Annotated in this window: 16 protein-coding genes and 1 pseudogene; all 17 read left to right on the forward strand. The window is 59.9% G+C overall.

What is annotated here, in order from left to right; translation table 11 throughout:
- Positions 1–8 precede the first annotated feature (8 nt).
- Positions 9–710: a HupE/UreJ family protein gene (locus BUA36_RS27060; protein ID WP_072789623.1), complete on the forward strand. Its 702-nt coding sequence runs from the start codon at positions 9–11 to the stop codon at positions 708–710.
- Positions 711–719: 9 nt separating this feature from the next.
- Entirely contained in the window at positions 720–1,343 is a 624-nt protein-coding gene (locus BUA36_RS27065; protein WP_072789626.1) for a hypothetical protein, read from the forward strand.
- A 65-nt stretch (positions 1,344–1,408) separates the two neighbouring features.
- Entirely contained in the window at positions 1,409–1,759 is a 351-nt protein-coding gene (locus tag BUA36_RS27070; protein ID WP_139260709.1) for a hypothetical protein, read from the forward strand.
- A 65-nt stretch (positions 1,760–1,824) separates the two neighbouring features.
- Entirely contained in the window at positions 1,825–2,877 is a 1,053-nt protein-coding gene (locus tag BUA36_RS27075) for a DMT family transporter (RefSeq protein WP_072789632.1), read from the forward strand.
- Positions 2,878–2,942: 65 nt separating this feature from the next.
- Positions 2,943–3,937 (forward strand): annotated as a pseudogene (locus BUA36_RS27080) (chromate resistance protein ChrB domain-containing protein).
- On the forward strand, positions 3,934–5,115 hold the full coding sequence (locus BUA36_RS27085) for a chromate transporter (protein WP_072789636.1): 1,182 nt from the start codon (positions 3,934–3,936) through the stop codon (positions 5,113–5,115). The pseudogene BUA36_RS27080 and the gene BUA36_RS27085 overlap by 4 nt, the downstream one beginning before the upstream one ends.
- A 21-nt stretch (positions 5,116–5,136) precedes the next feature.
- Positions 5,137–5,856 carry a superoxide dismutase gene (locus BUA36_RS27090; protein ID WP_084560375.1) on the forward strand — a complete coding sequence of 240 codons (720 nt, stop codon included), beginning with the start codon at positions 5,137–5,139 and terminating at the stop codon, positions 5,854–5,856.
- Between the two features lie 10 nt (positions 5,857–5,866).
- Positions 5,867–6,322, forward strand: coding sequence for a chromate resistance protein ChrB domain-containing protein (locus BUA36_RS27095; protein WP_072789729.1), 456 nt, complete (start codon positions 5,867–5,869; stop codon positions 6,320–6,322).
- 583 nt (positions 6,323–6,905) lie between these two features.
- Complete coding sequence (locus BUA36_RS27105; protein WP_072789642.1) at positions 6,906–7,313, forward strand: hypothetical protein; 408 nt, start codon at positions 6,906–6,908, stop codon at positions 7,311–7,313.
- A 78-nt stretch (positions 7,314–7,391) separates the two neighbouring features.
- Positions 7,392–8,723 (forward strand): TolC family protein, encoded by a 1,332-nt coding sequence (locus BUA36_RS27110; RefSeq protein WP_229255826.1) that lies wholly within the window; start codon positions 7,392–7,394, stop codon positions 8,721–8,723.
- Positions 8,720–10,288 carry an efflux RND transporter periplasmic adaptor subunit gene (locus tag BUA36_RS27115; RefSeq protein WP_072789649.1) on the forward strand — a complete coding sequence of 523 codons (1,569 nt, stop codon included), beginning with the start codon at positions 8,720–8,722 and terminating at the stop codon, positions 10,286–10,288. The genes BUA36_RS27110 and BUA36_RS27115 overlap by 4 nt, the downstream gene beginning before the upstream one ends.
- Positions 10,285–13,440 carry an efflux RND transporter permease subunit gene (locus BUA36_RS27120; RefSeq protein ID WP_072789654.1) on the forward strand — a complete coding sequence of 1,052 codons (3,156 nt, stop codon included), beginning with the start codon at positions 10,285–10,287 and terminating at the stop codon, positions 13,438–13,440. Before BUA36_RS27115 ends, BUA36_RS27120 begins: the two co-directional genes overlap by 4 nt.
- Before the next feature lie 734 nt (positions 13,441–14,174).
- Complete coding sequence (locus tag BUA36_RS27130; RefSeq protein ID WP_072789660.1) at positions 14,175–14,393, forward strand: hypothetical protein; 219 nt, start codon at positions 14,175–14,177, stop codon at positions 14,391–14,393.
- A gap of 107 nt (positions 14,394–14,500) precedes the next feature.
- Positions 14,501–15,793, forward strand: coding sequence for an outer membrane beta-barrel protein (locus tag BUA36_RS27135; RefSeq protein ID WP_072789663.1), 1,293 nt, complete (start codon positions 14,501–14,503; stop codon positions 15,791–15,793).
- Between the two features lie 69 nt (positions 15,794–15,862).
- Positions 15,863–16,324 (forward strand): copper-binding protein, encoded by a 462-nt coding sequence (locus tag BUA36_RS27140; protein WP_072789667.1) that lies wholly within the window; start codon positions 15,863–15,865, stop codon positions 16,322–16,324.
- A gap of 418 nt (positions 16,325–16,742) precedes the next feature.
- The gene (gene uppP / locus BUA36_RS27150) at positions 16,743–17,615 is read left to right on the forward strand and encodes an undecaprenyl-diphosphatase UppP (RefSeq protein WP_043480800.1); all 873 of its coding nucleotides are present in this window, start codon (positions 16,743–16,745) and stop codon (positions 17,613–17,615) included.
- Between the two features lie 192 nt (positions 17,616–17,807).
- Entirely contained in the window at positions 17,808–19,730 is a 1,923-nt protein-coding gene (locus tag BUA36_RS27155; protein WP_072789731.1) for a cytochrome c/FTR1 family iron permease, read from the forward strand.
- Positions 19,731–19,735 lie beyond the last annotated feature (5 nt).

Below are 19,735 nucleotides of genomic sequence, written 5' to 3' on the forward strand. Positions count from 1 at the left end.
AGTATTGCATGACTTTTTCTAATCGCGCTCCCGCCGCCTGGCGCCGCTGGCTGTTGGGCGCCGTGCTGAGTTTGGCGGCGGCGGCGCTGGCGCATGGCGTATCGGAATCGGACAAGGGCTTCCTGCAAGGCCGCAACGGAGTACAGATCCTGCCGTTCCTGTACCTGGGCGCCAAGCACATGGTCACCGGCTACGACCACCTGCTGTTCCTGTGCGGTGTGATCTTCTTCCTGTACCGACTGAAGGATGTCGGCATGTACGTGACGCTGTTCGCCGTCGGCCACAGCACCACGCTGCTGATGGGGGTACTCAACGGCTGGCATATCAACGCCTACCTGGTGGACGCCATCATCGGCCTGTCCATCGTGTACCGCGCCTTCGACAACCTGGGCGGCTTTCGCACCGTGTTCGGGGTGCAGCCGAACAAGAAGGCCGCTGTGCTGATCTTCGGCTTCTTCCATGGCCTGGGCCTTGCCACCAAGCTGCAGGATTTTGCGCTGTCGCAGGACGGCCTGATCCCGAATATGCTGGCCTTCAATGTCGGCGTGGAAATCGGCCAGCTGCTCGCCCTGAGCACGATCCAGATCGCCATGCGCTACTGGCGCAGCACCGCCAGCTTCGCGCGCCACGCGGTCAAAAGCAACTTCGCGCTGATGACCGCTGGCTTGGTCCTGGCCGGCTTCCAATTCACCGGCTTCTTAACCAAATAAGGAAACACCATGTCCCAACCATCCAATGGCGCCGTCGTAGCCTCCAAAAAAGAACTGCTGCGCGGCGCGCTGGTCGCCATCGGCGTGGCCGGCCTGCTGCTGGTGACAGCGGTGCTGCCGGCCGAATACGGCATCGACCCTACGGGCGCCGGCAAGGCGCTGGGCCTGACGCAGCTGCACCAGCCGGCTTCGGCCCTCGCCGCCGCGCCCGGCATGCCCGACCTGCAGGGGACCACCAAGGGCTCGACTGTGTCCGCCAAAGGTGAAGTGCGCCAGATGACGATCGCGTCGGCGCAGGACGCGGCCTACCGCACCGACGTGATGGAAATCGTGCTGCCGCCGAAGAAGGGGCTGGAAGTGAAGACGCATCTGGCCAAGGGCGCGACCCTGATCTATTCCTGGAAGACCAAGAACGGTGAGCTCGTGAATCACGAATTCCACGGCGAGCCGGTCGACGCCGGCAAGGACGAGTTTGAAAGCTTTATCGTCGGTAAAGGCGTCAGTGAATCGCGCGGTTCGCTGATCGCCCCGTTCACCGGCGTGCACGGCTGGTACTGGAAAAACCTGAGCGCGGCGCCGGTCACCATTGTGCTCAACGCCAGCGGCTTCTACAGCGACATCTTCCGGAAATAAAGACGGTCGCCCGGGCCAATGGCGGCGAGCCCGACATCCAATCGTCGCCACCAAGGAGGAAGACCATGAAATTTGCAAGCGTAGTACTGTCTATGATGTTGAGTGTATCCAGCGGCGCCTTCGCGCATCCGGACCATGACGACGAACCACAGCAGACCATCAAGTTCAATGCGAGCAGCTCCGCCAGCGGCGTGGTGGTGTTCCTGACCGACAAAGGCGCGAAGGTTCCGACCGCCGGCGCATCGGGCAAGCTGGTGTGGTTCAAGGGGGCCGCCAAGGGAGAAGCCGCGCTGCAGCCTGTGGCCGACAATGGCATGGAAGCCAAGGGTGCCAAACCGCCAGTGGGAAGCAAAATGCAGGCAAGCATCACCTTTGCCGATAAAACCGTCTTCATCGGCGACGTCGCCGTAAAATAAGCGGCTCCGGGCCTGCCTGAGCGCAGGCCCCACTCGATACAGTTCCCACCACTCCGGATCATTTTATGCATATAGGCGTCATCTACGCATTGCTCGCCGCCGTCTTGTTCGGCGCCAGCACCCCTTTCGCCAAGACCCTGGTCGGTCAGATGCCGCCCGTGGCCCTGGCCGGCGTGCTGTATCTCGGCAGCGGCATCGGCCTGTTGATCTGTTATGCGGTGCGCGCGATCGTCAAGCGCAACGATCAAGATCAGCCGGTGGCGCTGACCCGCCGTGACGTGCCCTGGTTCGCTGGCGCGGTCGCCGCCGGCGGGGTGGCCGGACCGCTGCTGCTGATGGTAGGACTGACCAGCATCTCCGCTTCGGCCGCCTCGCTGCTGCTCAATATGGAAGGGGTACTGACCTCGATGCTGGCCTGGTTCGTGTTCAAGGAGAATTTCGACCGCCGCATCTTCATCGGCATGCTGCTCATCGTCGCGGCTGGCGTATTGCTGTCGTGGGACCAGGCGCCCGCCATCGGATTGCCGTGGGGCGCGATCGCCATCATCGGCGCGTGTCTGTGCTGGGGCATCGACAACAACTTGACGCGCAAGGTATCGGCCAGCGACCCGCTGCAAATCGCCGGCACCAAAGGCTTGGTGGCCGGATCGGTCAACCTGGCGATCGGCTTGGCGCTGGGGGCGACGATTCCAGCCGCACCCACGGTACTGCTGGCCGGAGTGGTCGGCTTTTGTGGCTACGGCCTGAGCCTAGTGCTGTTCGTACTCGCGCTGCGCCATCTGGGCACGGCCCGCACGGGCGCATATTTCTCTGCCGCGCCGTTTGCCGGCGCCGCGCTATCGCTGCTGACGCTGGGCGAGGTGCCCGGAGCCTTGTTCTGGATCGCGGCGGCGTTGATGGGCGGCGGTATCTGGTTGCACCTGACGGAGTCCCACGCCCACGAGCATGAGCACCTGCCAATGTCGCACGCGCATATGCACAGCCACGACGATCACCATCAGCACGAGCATGACTTTGAATGGGATGGCGTCGAGCCGCACGCGCATGCACACCAGCATCTGCCGCTGCGGCACAGCCACCCACACTATCCGGACATCCATCATCGTCATGAGCACTAAGATATAGCTTTGTAGAGATAGCGATAAATCTTGTAGTAAACACGACTTAGCACTAGGTTAAGCGTATGACTACATCAATTTCCATCTGGCTGGCATTAATTGTCAGCCTGCCAACCAATAGCGCGACGGCCCGCATGCGTATTTGGCGCACGCTCAAGAGCCTTGGCTGCTGCGCCTTGCGCGACGGCGCCTACCTCCTTCCTGACTAGGGTTCGCTACGCCGGCAACTGGACGAGCTGGCGGCCGAAACCATCCGGGAAGGCGGCACCGCCTGGTTGTTGACGGTGCAGGCCGACTCGGACGAGCAGGGCCGCATGTACCAGGCGCTTTTTGGACGGGGCGAGGACTACGCGGCCTTTTCCAAAGTGCTGCTGGCCGCCGGCCATGAATTCGCCAGCGCGACACCCGCCGACCCCAATCGCTCGTTACGCAAACTACGGCGCGACTACGAGGCGATCCGCGCCATCGATTATTTCCCTGACGAGACGAGACGAGTGCGGGCGCTGAAGCCGCATGGCTGGACTCCGTCACCGCGGCGGAAGCTGTGCTGTCCCCGGGCGAACCGCAAGCTGTGGACGGCGCGATCGCGCTGCTCGACCGCGCTAGTTATCAAGCCCGCACCTGGGCCACCCGGCGCCATCTTTGGGTGGACAGGGCGGCCAGCGCCTGGCTGATCAAGCGCTTCATCGATCCGCAGGCCAGCTTCCTTTGGCTCGATAGCCCGGCGGACTGCCCGGCCGACGCGCTCGGCTTCGACTTTGACCTCGCCACCTTTACCCATATCGGGGACCGCGTCATGTTCGAGGTGCTGCGGGCCAGCTTCGGGGTGGGCAACGACAAGGGGCTGATGGGCCTGGGCGCCATGGTGCACGCGCTCGACGTGGGCGGCAGCTTCGTGCCGGAAGCGGCCGGGTTCGAGGCCATGTTGGGCGGCGTACGGCAGCGCGTTGCCGATGACGACCATCTGATGCGGGAAATAGGTGCTGTACTGGATTCACTCTACCTCCACTTCTCCGGCGAGTCGCAACCGGCGCGTGGCAAAAATAAGGAAATCACATGAGCGCGCAGGTATCAACACCGGAACGGGCCATCTACACCATGTGGCAGATGGTGCTCTACATGCTACGACTGGGCACCCTGGGATTCGGCGGCCCCGTCGCGCTGGTTGGCTATATGCACCGCGACCTGGTGGAGGAGCGCAAGTGGATCAGCGAAGCCGACTACAAGGAAGGCCTGGCGCTGGCGCAGATGGCTCCCGGTCCGCTGGCGGCGCAACTGGGGATTTACATGGGCTACGTGCACTATCGCATCGTTGGCGCCACGCTGGCGGGGTTGGCGTTCGTGCTGCCCTCGTTCCCGATGGTGGTGGCGCTGGGCTGGGCTTATGTGCGCTTTGGCGGCCTGTCGTGGATGCAGGCGGTGTTCTACGGCGTTGGGGCAGGGGTGATCGCCATTATCGCCATCAGCGCCCGCAAGCTGTTCATCAAGAGCGTGGGCAAGGACAAACTGCTGTGGGCCAACTACTTGCTGCTGGTCGTCGTGACGATCGTGACCGAATCGGAGGTGGCCTGGCTGTTCATCGCCTCGGGCATGTTGGTCTGGCTGCTGCGCGCACCGCCGAAATGGCTAGGGAAGGGCAGCATGCCGGCGATCGCACTGGCGCAAGCGCCGGCCATGCCTGCCGTGGTGGCCGGCTTCGACCTGTCGCTGTTGACACAGATCGGCATCTTCTTCGCCAAGGCAGGCGCCTTCGTGTTCGGTTCCGGTCTGGCCATCGTGCCGTTCCTGTATGGCGGCGTGGTGACGGAGTACCAATGGCTGAACGACAAGCAGTTCGTCGATGCTGTGGCGGTGGCGATGATCACACCGGGCCCGGTGGCGATGACGGTCGGTTTCATCGGCTACCTGATCGCCGGCCTGCCAGGCGCCTCGGTGGCGGCGCTGGCTACGTTCCTTCCCTGCTACTTGTTCATCGTCCTGCCCCCGCCGTATTTCAAGAAGTACGGCAAGCTGCCCGGCGTGATGGCCTTTGTCGACGGGATCACGGCGGCGGCAGTGGGCGCGATCACTGGTTCGGTCATCGTGATCGCCCGTCGCTCGATTGTCGATTTGCCGACACTGGCGATCGCATTGGTGGCGGTCGTCTTGCTGTTGAAGTTCCAGAAATTGCAGGAACCGGTGGTCGTGGCGGCGGCAGCCGCAGCGGGCCTGGTGATTTATCCGCTGCTGCACCATTAACCCACTACGAGGAAGAACGCCATGTCAGCAACACGCCGTCAGTTCATCCAAGCCTCCGCCGCCGCTGGCGCCGGAATCGTCGCCGCACAGCTGCCAGAGGCAGTCGCCAAAGAGGGGAGCCGTACCATGGACCAGTTGACCGATGCGAGTGGCAAGTATGCGGTGGCGGCGCTGCCGTTTGCATACGATGCGTTGGAGCCGGTGATCGACGCCAAAACCGTTGAGCTGCGCTACAACTTCCACAAGCCCGCGGCCGCCGCGGCCAACAAGGCCGAGGAGGCCTTGGCCAAGGAGCGCGACAGCGGCGACTTCGCCTTGGTCAAGCACTACGAAAAGGAGTTGGCCTTCCAGCTATCGAGCCACATCCTGCACACCATTTACTGGAGCAATCTATCCGGCAAAGGCGGTGTGCCGAAAGGTGAGCTGGCCAAGGCGATCACGGCCGAATTCGGTTCCTACGACAAATTCAAGGCCCATCTGATCGCCGCCATCACCACGGTCGAGGCATCCGGCTGGGGCATGCTGGGCTACCACGCCGGCACCAAAAAGTTGATGGTGCTGCAGTGCGAGAACCATCAAAAACTGACCGCCTGGGGCGTGCCCCCGTTGCTGCTGCTGGATGTGTTCGAACACGCCTACTACCTGGAGTATCAGAATCGCCGCGCCGAGTATCTGAACAACCTCTTTAATATCATCAACTGGGACAACGTGGCCGAACGCTACGACGCAGCGCGCGTCTGAGGAGAATATGATGAAGTGGATTACCCGTGAGCGGCCGAAGATCGACCGCATCGCCTGCCCCTGGCTGATCAGCCGCTTTATCGATCCACACGCCCAATTCCTGTACGTGCCGGCGCAGGAAGTGCTGCAGCGCGCCGCGAGCGACGGCGCCATTCCCTACGACATTCCAGGCGTTGAACTCGGCCACGAAGGGGAGCTGTGCAGCTTCGATGCCTTCCTGAAGAAGTATGCGCTGGAGGAGCCGGTACTGCAGCAGGTCGCGCTGATCGTGCGCGGCGCCGATACCAGCCGCCTGGATCTGACGCCGCAGTCTGCCGGACTGTTTGCCCTGTCCTTAGGCCTGTCGAAGATCTACAGCGACGACCACGAAATGCTCCGGCATGGCATGGTCATGTACGACGCGCTCTACGCCTGGTGCCAGTCGTGCCAGGCGGAGGCGCACAACTGGCCGCCGAAGATGGATTAACCATGCGTGCCATCCTCCTCCCCTCGTCGTACTGGCGCTGCCGCTATTGTTGGCGGCAGCCACGCCGTTGCCGGTGAACGTGGTCGCGGATATCCCGCTGCCGGGCCGTACCACGCGCTGGGATTATGCCAGTCTGGATTCCCTCACGCACCGCCTTTCCAAGCGTGTCCAGTGCGCGTTTTTTGAGGCGGGCGATCACAATGGTGTCCCCGAAGGCGACGCGTGCGAGCACGAATTCTGGATGCTCGTCCGACGCGATCGCATTAGCTCCTTGATCATCAGCGCGTGTATTTCATCGCCCAGAAACGCGCGTACGCCTACCGCTGTGCGCAACGCAAAAGGGGCGGCGAAGCTCGTTCCCTTAGAATCCGTTCCAAAACAGACATGGATATCATTTTTATCCCACCTAGAACAAGATGTTAGCGAGGATTGACCTTCCCACTGTTGGAAGCATTATATTGCGTGTAAGGATTGGTGCTCTGGTCCGACCGATGCGATACAATGGGACTAATTCGCTCCTGCAAAATCCGACAGTCCATTTGATCCTGTATACGCTAATTGAACGATAAATAGCATTTCCTCTATGAAGACTTCTCGCCTCGGGCGCTTTCTGACGGCCATCGTCGCTATCCTCAGTATGCTGTATATGCAGCTTGCCGTGGCGGCGTATGCGTGCCCAGGGATGCCAGGAGGAGGTCAAATTACCGCGACATCGGCTCACGCTACGGTGGCCGACATGTCGAACTGCCAAGGCATGGATGCGGCGCAGCCGGCGCTCTGCCATCTATACGGACATGGCGAGCCCTCTAAGCAGTCGCTCGATAAAACCCCAGTGTCTGACGTGCCACCGTTCGTGCCGGTCGCGCTGGTATTGGACTTGCAGTTCTTCGACGTAGCATCAGTTTCTGATGCCAAGCCGTACCTACAGGTCGCTTTGACGCGAACGACCGCCCCGCCTATCGCAATCCGAAATTGCTGTTTCCGCATTTAATTCCCCAGACTGCCTAGTTCGTCATCGCATCGCCAAAACTGGCGAGCGCGGTGCTGTCCGTCGCATTCTGGAGGAACCATGTCATCCCCGTTATTCGTGCATTTCAATGCGCGCTCGCCCCGTCTTCACATGTTGTCGACGACCGCGCTCGCGCTCTCGTTACTCACCGCCGTCCATCTTGCGCTGGCGGCGCCGCTACCGCTCACGCTGGGTGAGGCACAGCGGCAAGCTGTCGCCCGTTCGCGCCAGCTAAGTGCGCAAGATCAAGCAACCACCGCCGCACACGAAATGGCGGTCGCGGCGGGCCAACTGCCCGACCCCGTCCTCAAGGTCGGCATCGACAATCTGCCCGTCAGCGGCTCCGACCGTCTCAGTCTAGGTAGTGATTTCATGACCATGCGCCGTGTCGGCATTTCGCAGGAATTGACGCGTGCCGACAAACTGCATTGGCGCTCCACACGCCTTGAACGTGAAGCCGACAAGGCGCAGGCACAAAAGGACGTCGCCTTGGCGGCGATCCAACGCGATACCGCGATCTCTTGGTTAGATGTTTACTACACCGAACAGATGGCTGACGCTGTTGCCAAGCAAGCAGCCCTGTCGCGTCAGGAAATCGAGGCTGCCGAGGCCATCTACCGTGGCGGACGCGGCAGCCAGGCTGACATCCTAGCGGCCCGCTCCGCCTTGCTCACGCTTGATGACCGAGGAAGCGAAATTGGACGGCGGCTTCGCGTTGCTCAAACCATGCTAGCCCGGTGGACCGGCGGAGCGGTTACCGTGGTTGGAGCGCCCGACATCGACAGCATCCGTCTGGATCTGGCTTCGCTCGACAGCGACCTGTCCCACCACCCGGAGATCGCGGTGTTGAACAGGCAGGAAGACATCGCGCAAGCGGAAGTAAATCTGGCCCAGGCGAATCGGCGAACAGACTGGAGCGTGGAGGTCGCGTTCCAACAACGTGGCTCGGCCTATTCGAACATGGTATCGATCGGCATTTCGGTGCCACTGCAGTGGGACAGGAAGAATCGGCAGGACCGCGAACTGGCCGCCAAGCTCGCGATGGTCGAACAAACCAAGGCTGAGCGCGATGAGATGCTGCGCGACCATGTTGCTGGGACCCGCGCCCTGATCGTTGAGTGGCAGAGCGGCAAGGAGCGGGTGTCCCGGTACAAACGTGAAGTGTTGCCGCTGGCCGGCGAACGCAGCCAGGCGGTGCTCGCCGCCTACCGGGGCGGAAAGGCGACGTTGGCCGAGGTGCTGGCCGCAAGACGCAGCGAGACGGAGGCACGTATGCAGGTGCTACAGCTCGAGCTCGATACCGCGCGGCTGTGGGCACAACTGAACTTCCTCTTTCCAGAGGGCGGAACCGCACAGCATGCCGCCATGAACAATCGACAGGAATCCAAATGAAGAACAAGAGAAAAATACTCGTGCTGTTGATCGCTATAGCCGTCGCCACCGGCGGATACGCCGCCTACCGATTTGGCGTACAACAGGGGATGAAAGCCATACCGGCCAATGACGGAGCGACAGCAGCCGCTCCTGGCGGGACCGGTAAGAAGCCACTCTACTGGCATGATCCGATGGTCCCTGGCCAGAAGTTCGACAAGCCCGGGAAATCGCCTTTCATGGATATGCAACTGGTGCCAGTCTATGGCGGTACCGATGGCGACGACGGCAGTGTCACCATCAGCCCTCGGGTCCAGCAGAATCTGGGCGTGCGGACGGCGATTGTCACTACCGGTAAGCTGTCCTCAGGTGTGGTGGCAGTCGGCAGCGTCGCGTACAACGAGCGCGACGTAGCGCTGGTCCAGGCTCGCAGCAACGGGTTTATCGAGCGCTTGTACGTGCGCGCTCAGCTTGATCCAGTCAAGCAGGGACAGCCGCTGGCGGAATTGTACGTACCCGACTGGATTGCGGCGCAGGAGGAGTACCTGGCGGCCAGGCGTATGCAAGGCGGCGACACCGCATCGCTGGTCGACGGCGCCCGCCAGCGCATGCGGCTGGCCGGCATGACCGACGCACAGATCCGTTTGGTTGAATCGAGCGGCAAGGTACATCCCCGCACCACTATTTCCGCTCCCGTCAGCGGCGTCATCGCGGAGCTCGGCGCCCGCGAAGGCATGACCGTGGTGTCTGGGGCGCAGCTGTTCCGCATCAACGGCCTCTCCACCGTATGGGTGAATGCGGACGTGCCCGAGAGCCTAGCGGCCCAAGTGCGGCCTGGTGACACAGTCGAGGCGCGTGCGCCGGCCCTGCCGGGAAGTATCTTCAAGGGCAAGGTCGGCGCGATATTGCCAGAAGTGAGCACTGCAACGCGCACGCTTAAGGCACGTATCGAACTGACGAACCCCGGTGGGCAACTGATTCCCGGCATGTTCGCTACGATCACCTTCGCGTCCAACCGAGGCGTCGACGTCTCGCTGGTGCCATCGGAGGCGGTGATCCAGACTGGCACGCGCAGCGTTGTGGTTCTGGCCAAGGAAGATGGGAAATTCCAGTCGGTTGACGTAGAACTCGGTGGTGAAAGTAGCGGGTTTTACGAGGTTCGCAAGGGGCTGACCGCCGGGCAAAAAGTCGTTTTGTCAGGCCAGTTCCTTCTCGATTCAGAGGCCAGCCTGAAGGGAACGACGACCCGGATGGGGGATGCCCAGCCTCCCGGTTCAAACCCAGAGGTGCCACTCCATCACGGCGAAGGCAAAGTGGAGCGTATCGACAAGGACGAAGTCACCATTTCCCATGGCCCGATAGCCACGCTGCAATGGGGCGCGATGACGATGGGGTTCAAGGTGCCGGCGGCAGGCCTGCCGCGCAATGTCGGATTGGGCGACCGGGTCGCGTTCGACATCAAGTCGCGCCAGGACGGTGTTTTTGAGATCGTCGCCATTTCGCCAATCGCGGACGCTCCTGCCGCCAACGACAAAGGCATGGGCAGTATGACAAAGCCCAAGGCGCCAGAGGGAGCGAAGAAATGATCGCGAAACTGATTCGCTGGTCGATCACAAACCGCTTTCTGGTCTTGCTTGCGACCGTGTTTATCGCCGCTTGGGGAGTATGGTCGCTGGCGCGCACGCCGCTCGACGCTATCCCGGACCTGTCCGATGTGCAGGTCATCATCCGTACGACCTATCCGGGACAGGCGCCGCAGATCGTCGAGAACCAGGTGACCTATCCGCTGACCACCACCATGCTGTCGGTGCCAGGGGCGAAAACTGTGCGCGGTTATTCCTTCTTCGGCGATTCCTTCGTCTATATCCTGTTCGAGGACGGCACCGATCCTTATTGGGCCAGGTCGCGCGTGCTCGAATACCTGAACCAGGTGCAATCCCGTCTGCCGGCGCAGGCGAAAACGGCGCTCGGTCCTGATGCTACCGGCGTGGGCTGGATTTACGAATATGCGTTGGTCGACCGCAGCGGCAAACTCGACCTGTCGCAGCTGCGCGCCTTCCAGGACTGGTTCTTGAAGTTCGAGCTCAAGGCGGTCCCGAATGTCTCCGAGGTGGCCAGCGTAGGCGGCATGGTGCGCCAGTATCAGATCGTGCTCGATCCCGACAAGCTGCGCGCCTATTCCATCCCGCACGGCAAGGTGATCGAGGCAGTGCAGCGCGCCAATCAGGAAACCGGTGGCTCCGTAATGGAGCTCGGCGAGGCCGAGTACATGGTGCGCGCGTCCGGCTATTTGCAGTCGCTCGACGACTTCCGGAAGATTCCGCTGATGACCACGGAAGCAGGAGTGTCGGTGCGCTTGGGTGACGTGGCACGCGTCCAACTGGGACCGGAAATGCGGCGCGGTATCGCTGACCTCAACGGCGAAGGCGAAGTCGCTGGTGGCGTGATTGTCATGCGCTCTGGGAAGAACGCGTTAGAAACCATCGAGGCTGTCAAGACCAAACTGGCTAAGCTTAAATCGAGCCTACCGGCCGGCGTGGAGATCGTACCTGTGTATGACCGCTCCAACCTGATCAAACGCGCGGTCGACAATCTGGAGCACAAACTGATCGAGGAATTCATCGTCGTCGCGATGGTCTGCGCCATCTTCCTGTTCCATATCCGCTCGGCGCTGGTGGCTATCGTATCGCTGCCGCTGGGGATACTGATCGCCTACATCGTGATGTCCTACCAAGGGGTGAATGCCAACATCATGTCGTTGGGCGGCATTGCGATTGCCATCGGCGCCATGGTCGATGCGGCAGTGGTGATGATCGAGAACGCCCACAAGCATATCGAGGCGTGGAATCACGCTCATCCAGGCCAGAAGCTGGCCGGGGATGCCCAATGGACGGTGATTGGCGATGCGGCGGCCGAAGTCGGCCCGGCGCTGTTCTTCTCGCTACTGATCATCGTGCTGTCCTTCATCCCGGTGTTCACGCTGGAGGCACAGGAGGGCCGTCTGTTCGCGCCGCTGGCATTTACCAAGACCTACGCGATGGCGGCGGCGGCCGGTCTGGCGGTGACGCTGATCCCGGTGTTGATGGGCTACCTGATTCGTGGGCGCATCCCGGACGAACAGAAAAACCCGCTGAACCGGTGGTTGATCGCGCTTTACCGTCCCTTGCTGGAAATCGTGCTGCGACGTCCCAAAGCCACGCTGGTGGCGGCCGGCACGATTGCGCTCCTGACGATCTGGCCGATGTCGCGCCTGGGCGGTGAATTCATGCCGCCGTTGGATGAGGGCGACCTGCTGTACATGCCATCCGCTTTGCCGGGCATCGGTGCGGGCAAGGTGGCGCAGTTGCTGCAGCAGACCGACCGGCTGATCAAGACCGTGCCGGAGGTGCAAAGTGTGTTCGGCAAGGCGGGCAGGGCAGAGTCCGCCACCGATCCGGCGCCTCTGGAGATGTTCGAGACAACGATTCAGTTCAAGCCGCGCGACCAATGGCGACCCGGCATGACTACTGACAAACTAGTCGAAGAACTCGACCGCATCGTTAAAGTGCCGGGGCTGTCCAACATCTGGGTGCCGCCGATCCGAAACCGCATTGACATGCTGGCCACTGGCATCAAGAGTCCGGTCGGCGTGAAGGTGGCCGGCGCGAGCCTGCAGGAAATCGACCGCATTACCGGGGAGATTGAACGGGTCGTCAAGGGTGTGCCAGGCGTATCCTCGGCGCTCGCCGAACGGCTCAACGGCGGACGCTATGTCGATATTCATATCGACCGGGACGCGGCGGCACGCTATGGCTTGAATATCGCCGACGTGCAGAGCATCGTGTCGAGTGCCATCGGCGGCGATAACATCGGTGAAACGGTCGAAGGCCTGCAACGCTTTCCAATCAATGTGCGCTACCCGCGCGAGGTGCGCGACTCGGTCGAGAAGTTGCGCGAACTGCCGATACTGACCGAGCGCGGCGCGCAAATACGACTGGGCGATGTGGCCACGATACGCATCAATGACGGTCCTCCGATGCTTAAGAGCGAGAACGCGCGCCTATCAGGTTGGGTCTACGTCGACATCAGGGGCCGCGATCTGAGTTCAGCGGTGCGCGAGATGCAGCAAGTGGTGACCAGAGAAGTGAAACTTCCGGCCGGTTATTCTGTGTCCTGGTCTGGTCAGTTCGAATATCTTGAGCGCGCTACAGCGAAGCTCAAAGTTGTCGTCCCCATGACTTTGCTCATCATCTTCGTTCTGTTGTACTTGACCTTTAAGCGCGTCGACGAAGCGGCGTTGATCATGGCGACCTTACCGTTCGCGCTGGCCGGCGGCATCTGGCTGCTATGGGCGCTCGGACACAATTTGTCGGTCGCAAGCGGCGTTGGCTTCATCGCCCTGGCGGGCGTATCCGCAGAATTCGGCGTAATCATGCTGCTTTATCTAAAGCATGCGTGGGAGGTCCGGCTGACGAAAGGCTCACCAGACGAGGCTGATCTGCTGGACGCTATACGCGAAGGGGCCGTGCTGCGTGTTCGACCGAAAGCAATGACGGTCGCCGTGATCATCGCCGGCCTGGTTCCGGTGATGATCGGAACGGGCACCGGGTCCGAAGTCATGCAGCGTATCGCGGCGCCGATGGTGGGCGGCATGATCACCGCGCCCTTGCTGTCGATGTTCGTGGTGCCGGCCGTCTATTTGCTGATCCGACGCAGGACTATTCGCGCTGCGGTCGCAGCGACGATAAGGAGCGATTAGCCATGAAGCGAATCGTCGCGTCGCGCACCGCAAGATACATCGTGTTTTGTCTGCAGTGCCTGTTCCTATTGGCCGGAGCGCCGTTGACCAGCGCCGCGCAGGGTGTGCCAGGCCAGTTGGAATTGAGGAGCATGCGTCCGGCAGGCGCGGTGTCGCGGAATATGCCGGGAATGGGTTGCCGGTCGTTCGCCTTCTGCTGCCTGGCGCCGCCGGTCCCGGTACGGGTATCCGGTAGTTCAGAGCGATTGGAGCCCGAGAAAGTCATAGCAGAGTATCTGCTTGATGCCGACAGAGATACCTTTGCCGTGGCGCGGCGAATGGCGTCTTCGCCTACGGTGGCGCTGCGTGTGATGTATTGCTGTTGGCGAAACTAGATAGCTATCGCACTGCACCGATCCAATTTGATATGAGGTGTCGCCATGAACATGCTAAGACCAGCATTATCGATGCTCACTGTCGCGTTTGCGCTCTCCGCATGCGCGACCGATGTTTCACCTTCGAGCAATCCACGCCACTTGCGCCATCAGCAGTACAAGGGGGCGACGATGGCTCCCATTGCTACGCCACAGGTAGCGAAATCGGAGACGCCATGCCCATCCACGCAGGCGGAGAAATGAAGATTGCCATTTGCCGGCGGCGCGGGCCGCCGACAGATGGCTATACGTAACACCACTTATTGCAGCCAGTGCCCAACAAAGGCCCTGAGCACTAACCAACCTAGATAGGAGTTCATCATGAACAAGCTCTTCACCACATTGACCACGATTGGCGCCGCCATGATCCTGACAGCTTGCGCCAGTACGGCCGGACCAAAACGTCTTGTGCTGCCGCTCGATCACGGTCCGCGCGCGCAAACAACGCCATGGGAAAACAAGCAACGCATTCTGCGTGCCGAACAGGAAGCGAAAGCCAAGGAGAATGCCGAGAAGTCGTCGCAAGACCCGAATAAATAATTGCAGCTGGATTTTCCCAAGGGGTTCCCCTCCCTTGGGAATTTTTGTGTGCAAAACGCGAACACAGTCGCATGCAGATCCATCCCAACAAATCCTGGAGAACGGCTATGAACAAAACGACAAAATTGACGTCCATTCCCTTGTTGATGATATTCATTGGCGCCGCGTCAGCGCAATCGCAAAGTACCGATTCGGTTAAACCTGAATCCGCCCCGGCGGCACCAGCATGGCCAGTATCAGGCATCTGGATGCCCCCCGATGCCAAAGACGCCGGCGTGCTTACGGGAGCAAGCTGGCTGTCGGGTGTGAAGGTGCGCGGCTGGATCGACGGGTATTACGTGAACAACCGCAACCGCCCTGACCGCGCCACAGTGGATGTGAATCAGGGCGCGTCGGCGGTGAAAGGAGCGAATGTAAGTATTGAAGGACGGACCTTCGACATTCAACGTAACCGTCCATCACTCTCGCTTGCGGAAATCGAGATTGAGAAGATTCCCGCCCTTGGCGGATTCGGCTTCAAGCTCGACCTGGCTGCTGGAGAGACTCAGAGCACGATCGCGAACACGATACGTGGAGCGATTGGTCCAACTGCCTCGCAAAGCACTATCGTCGGCCCTGGGAAAAACATCCAGCACGCTTCCATCAGTTATCTGGCGCCGATCGGTAGCGGTTTGCGTATTGATGTCGGCAAGCTAGTGACGCATATCGGCGCTGAAACGATCGAGACGGCGAAGAACTGGAATTATTCTCATGCGTTTTTCTATACCTACGCGATTCCGTTTCAGGACACCGGCATGCGTCTGAATTATGCGTGGAGCGACACGCTATATACGGAACTCTATGTGGTGCAAGGCTGGAACGTTACGCGCGACAACAACTCGGGAAAAACCTGGGGCCCGAGCGTCGGTTGGATTCCGGCGCCCTGGTTGTCCATCGTTGCCAACTATTTGGAGGGACCGGAGCAGAACGACAACACCGCCAACCGAAGGAAGTTGTTCGACACACAGCTGACCGTCGGTCCATTCTTTGACCGGCTCACCTTCATGCTGAACTATGACCAGGCGAAGGAGGCACGTGTTCCGCCGGCCAACAGCAGCGATGCGCGCTGGTCCGGAACGACGCTATATGCCAAGTACAAGATCAACGACACCTTCGAACCGACCGTACGGATCGAAGACTATCGAGACCCCGATGGCTTCACAACGGGGCTCGCTCAGACCATACGGGGATACACACTCACATGGAATACCAAGGTGGCGGTCGCGCCAACGACATTGATCATGCTGAGGCCCGAAGTGCGTTACGACCGTTCAAATGCAGATTTCTTCACCAATGGGAATCGGTTTCGCAGCGGACGATCACAACTTACGTACGGTATAGGAGCCACGTTGATTTTTTGATCGAATGTGCACAACTGATTCCCACTCTCTCAACGGAATTCAATTTTTTCACCACTGAAAGGAAGTGCTATGAATCGCACCGCAACGTTTTCCCTGATCTTGGCGTTGGCCACATCCGGCTTCGCTAATGCACAGCAGCCCGGCAATATGAAGGGCGCGGAGAAGGACATGGGCATGCAGAAATGTATGGATATGAAGGGCATGAAAGACAGCGACATGAAGGGAATGAACATGAAGGATATGGACATGCAGAAATGTAAAGCAATGATGGATGATAAAGGCGGCATGCGGTACGACAAGGATGCCAAGGCAGCGACCTACGAAGCCGAGGCCGTCGTGAGAGCGGTCGATCCATCCAATGGGCGAGTTATGCTCGCCCACGAAGCCGTCAAGACGTTGAATTGGCCCGCCATGACGATGAAGTTCGGCGTCAAAAACAAGTCGTTGTACGACCAGCTTGCGGTTGGCAAAAAGGTGCATGTTGAGTTCATGAAGGACGGTCAGAACTACGTCGTCACTGCAGTGAAGTAAGTGATAGCAGCGGCGAGCGCGGAATTCACCTTTTGCGACAACGGGCGAGGCATGTATGAATATGGGCGGACGTTGGATCCCCATCGAGGTCGCCAATCACCTCGTACTGCTCTGGGCGATTGAGGTAATACTGGTCGTTGTCCTGCTTCTCTGGCTGCGACGTCAGAAGCGCTCGCCGCGCTCGAACCAAGACAAGAATACCGCTGGGATGTCCCGCAAGAAGATTAAGGCGCGACGAAAGTAAGGAGGCGCAGGATGGGTGTATCACGCGCAAAAGTACCGTCCATCCAGGACGGCGGTCGCGGAGATGCTGCGTCCTAGGCTATACTTTTGTTCTTAGATAATGTGGTCTATTAATTAATCATTTCGCGTCCAGTGCATATTTTCACTGGCGTTGATGCAATTTCGGGAGAACAATTTGGCCAATGCTTGCGGCGGTGCTCTGGATATCGGCTTCGCCTCGCTCAGTTATATTCAAGTCGGTATTTTGGGTGTCATTCAGGGAATCACGGAATTGTTACCCATTTCCTCAACCGCGCACATGCGCATAGTGCCGGCGCTACTCGGCTGGCGTGATCCGGGTTCCGCGTTTTCTGCCGCGATGCAATTGGCCGCATTGGCCGCCGTTGTGAGTTACTTTTGGCGCGATGTTGCGGCTGTGAGCACCGGCAGCGCCTCTGCTATTCGCCGCCGGGACTTCAACAGCCCATGGTTTCGCCTTGCTGTAGCGATCTGCCTGGCGACAATCCCGATCGGGCTGGCGGGGTTGGCACTGTCTTCCGTGTTGAATTCATGCGAGTCGCCTTTGCGAAGTTTAATGGTCATTGGTGTCTCGTCGGTGGCGATGGCAGTCTTGCTCGCCATTGCAGAAGTTGTCTGCCGCCATCGGCGCAATTTTGACCAGCTGCGCTTACGTGATGCGCTTATTGTCGGTGTTGCCCAGATTGGTGCGCTGATTCCCGGCATCTCGCGCTCGGGATCGACCCTAACCGCAGCGCTGTTTCTCAACTTCCGGCGTGAAGAGGCGGCCCGCCTGTCGTTTCTTCTTGGACTGCCCGCGATCGCATTGGCTGGGCTGAAGGAACTGTGGGTACTCTACCACGCCCACATTCCTGTGGAAGCGTGGGCCTTGCTCGGGTTCGGCCTGCTCGTGGCGAGTATCTCGGCATTCGTTGCGATCTGGGGTCTTATGCGATTCCTGGAACGATTTTCCGCTTGGCCGTTTGTCATTTATCGGGCAGCACTGGGAATTTTTCTGATCGTATCCGTTCAGGCGGGTGTTTTACGATGAAGGGGACGCCGCCGTACTAGCGTTCAGGATCGATTCTTTGGCCATTGCATTCCAGATGCAGCGGCGAATTGGTAGGACAGAATTTACTTGACCTTCTAGTGGCTAGAAGGTGTTAAATGCGTAATGAGAATTATTTGCGGTGCTGCCTGATACTTAAGGTTCGCTTCCTCTTTGCCATTTAACAAGGGTTTTATGTCCATTTTCCGTTATTTCATTGTGTTGAGCTTCCTCATCCTTTTTTCGCCTATGGCCGCGCATGCCGAGGGTGCAGAGGCGGAAAACAAGGCAAAGCAGATCTGGCAACTCCTCGACTACTTGGCCGTGGATTATGGTAAAGCGGTGCAAGATGGCAGCGTCAGGAGCGCCAGCGAATACGCTGAAATGCAGGAGTTCGCCAGGGCTGCGCAAGTGCAGTTAAAAGAGCTGCCATCGAACGCATCAACGCCGATGCTCATGAAGCAGGCCGATGATCTTCGCGTAACAATCGATCAAAAGGCCGCTGCTGCAGCTGTCGCAGTTCGCGCCCGCGCCTTGGCTTCCGGGCTGGTGGCAGCATATCCTGTGCCGATGGCACCGAAACGCGTCCCTGATATCAAGCGCGGCGAAACGCTATTCTTGGCGCAATGCGCTGCATGCCATGGTACCACCGGACACTCCGATGGCCCGTTGGCAGCAAAGCTCAATCCGCCGCCAATCGTCCTGGCCGACCATGGCCGCGCGCGCGAACGCAGCGTTTTCGCCCTTCAGCAGATCATTTCGCATGGCGTGGACGGAACAGCGATGCCGAGCTTTGCGCAGTTGAGCGAGGAGGACCGATGGGCGATCGCCTATTTCGCGTCGTCCCTGTCGTACACCGACAAGGAACGCCAGGCCGGCGCCAGCCTGTGGTCTTCGTCGCCGGAATTGCGGGCGAGTGTGCCAAGCCTGGCCAAGCTCAGCGAGCTGACTGAAACCCAGCTTGCCGCTGAAGTCGGGGAACCGAATGCGGTCGCCTTACTGGCGTACTTGCGCAGCGCGCCAGCTAAGGCCGCCGGATTGTCGACGGATACGCTGCCATTAGCCAAGGAAAAACTGAAAGAGAGTCTGGCCGCTTTGACTCGCGGCGAAGCGGCGACGGCATCGCGGCTAGCATTGTCGGCTTATCTCGATGGCTTTGAGCCAGTGGAGCCGGCGCTGGCGGCCAAGAATAAGACGCTCTTCGAAGAGACCGAGATTACGATGGGTAGTTTCCGCAATGCAGTTGTGGTCGGCGACATTCCAAAGGCAAAAAAAATCGAAGCGCGATTGCAAAATTTGTTGACCGACGCACAGGCGGCGCTCGCCGGCGCCAACGATCCGCTCTCGGCTTTCATGGGGGCGCTCACAATCTTGTTGCGGGAAGGACTAGAAGCGCTGCTTGTCGTCGTTGCAATGATCGCCTTCCTTAAGAAAGCCGACCGTCGCGATGTACTTCCCTACGTGCATGCGGGATGGATCACTGCGTTAGTCGCCGGTGGCGCCACTTGGGGAGTAGCTACCTATCTTGTTGATTTATCGGGTGCCAGTCGCGAAATGACCGAAGGATTTTCAGCCATATTTGCAGCCGTTGTGCTGCTAAGCGTGGGTATCTGGATGCACCAGAAGAGCATGGCTGGCCGTTGGCAGGCGTATGTGCGCGACAAACTATCGTCGGCGCTTAACAAGAGCTCAGCGCTCATGCTGTTTACCCTGGCTTTCGTCACGGTGTATCGCGAAGTGTTTGAAACGGTGCTGTTTTACGCGGCGCTGTGGACCGAGGGGAATGGCACCTATATGCTTGCAGGGTTGGGTTCAGGCATCGCAATTCTGGCTGTAGTGGCCATCGTGCTGCTGCGCTCGTCGGCTCGCTTGCCGATCAGCCAATTCTTTGCCTTCAGCTCGGCGCTGGTGGCCATCCTTGCCACCGTCTTGATGGGTAAAGGCGTCGCCGCTCTGCAAAAAGTGGGCGTATTCGCCAGCACTCCGATTGGTATTCCACGCATTGACCTGCTGGGACTCTATCCGTCGGTTCAAACCTTGCTGGCGCAATTGCTAATCGTGGCAGTCATTGTGGCGAGCGTTGCGTATAACGTTCGGTCGCAGAAACGCACGGCGTAGTTGCG

The organism is Duganella sacchari, from assembly GCF_900143065.1.
GTDB classification, from domain to species: Bacteria; Pseudomonadota; Gammaproteobacteria; order Burkholderiales; family Burkholderiaceae_D; genus Rugamonas; species Rugamonas sacchari.

Coding starts and splice junctions, on each gene's coding strand:
- BUA36_RS27070 (WP_139260709.1), top strand. CDS start 1,409: ATGAAATTTGCAAGCGTAGTACTGTCTATGATGTTGAGTGTATCCAGC.
- BUA36_RS27110 (WP_229255826.1), top strand. CDS start 7,392: ATGTCATCCCCGTTATTCGTGCATTTCAATGCGCGCTCGCCCCGTCTT.
- BUA36_RS27140 (WP_072789667.1), top strand. CDS start 15,863: ATGAATCGCACCGCAACGTTTTCCCTGATCTTGGCGTTGGCCACATCC.
- BUA36_RS27065 (WP_072789626.1), top strand. CDS start 720: ATGTCCCAACCATCCAATGGCGCCGTCGTAGCCTCCAAAAAAGAACTG.
- BUA36_RS27060 (WP_072789623.1), top strand. CDS start 9: ATGACTTTTTCTAATCGCGCTCCCGCCGCCTGGCGCCGCTGGCTGTTG.
- BUA36_RS27115 (WP_072789649.1), top strand. CDS start 8,720: ATGAAGAACAAGAGAAAAATACTCGTGCTGTTGATCGCTATAGCCGTC.
- BUA36_RS27155 (WP_072789731.1), top strand. CDS start 17,808: ATGTCCATTTTCCGTTATTTCATTGTGTTGAGCTTCCTCATCCTTTTT.
- BUA36_RS27130 (WP_072789660.1), top strand. CDS start 14,175: ATGAACAAGCTCTTCACCACATTGACCACGATTGGCGCCGCCATGATC.
- BUA36_RS27075 (WP_072789632.1), top strand. CDS start 1,825: ATGCATATAGGCGTCATCTACGCATTGCTCGCCGCCGTCTTGTTCGGC.
- BUA36_RS27120 (WP_072789654.1), top strand. CDS start 10,285: ATGATCGCGAAACTGATTCGCTGGTCGATCACAAACCGCTTTCTGGTC.
- BUA36_RS27135 (WP_072789663.1), top strand. CDS start 14,501: ATGAACAAAACGACAAAATTGACGTCCATTCCCTTGTTGATGATATTC.
- BUA36_RS27105 (WP_072789642.1), top strand. CDS start 6,906: ATGAAGACTTCTCGCCTCGGGCGCTTTCTGACGGCCATCGTCGCTATC.
- BUA36_RS27090 (WP_084560375.1), top strand. CDS start 5,137: ATGTCAGCAACACGCCGTCAGTTCATCCAAGCCTCCGCCGCCGCTGGC.
- BUA36_RS27095 (WP_072789729.1), top strand. CDS start 5,867: ATGAAGTGGATTACCCGTGAGCGGCCGAAGATCGACCGCATCGCCTGC.
- BUA36_RS27085 (WP_072789636.1), top strand. CDS start 3,934: ATGAGCGCGCAGGTATCAACACCGGAACGGGCCATCTACACCATGTGG.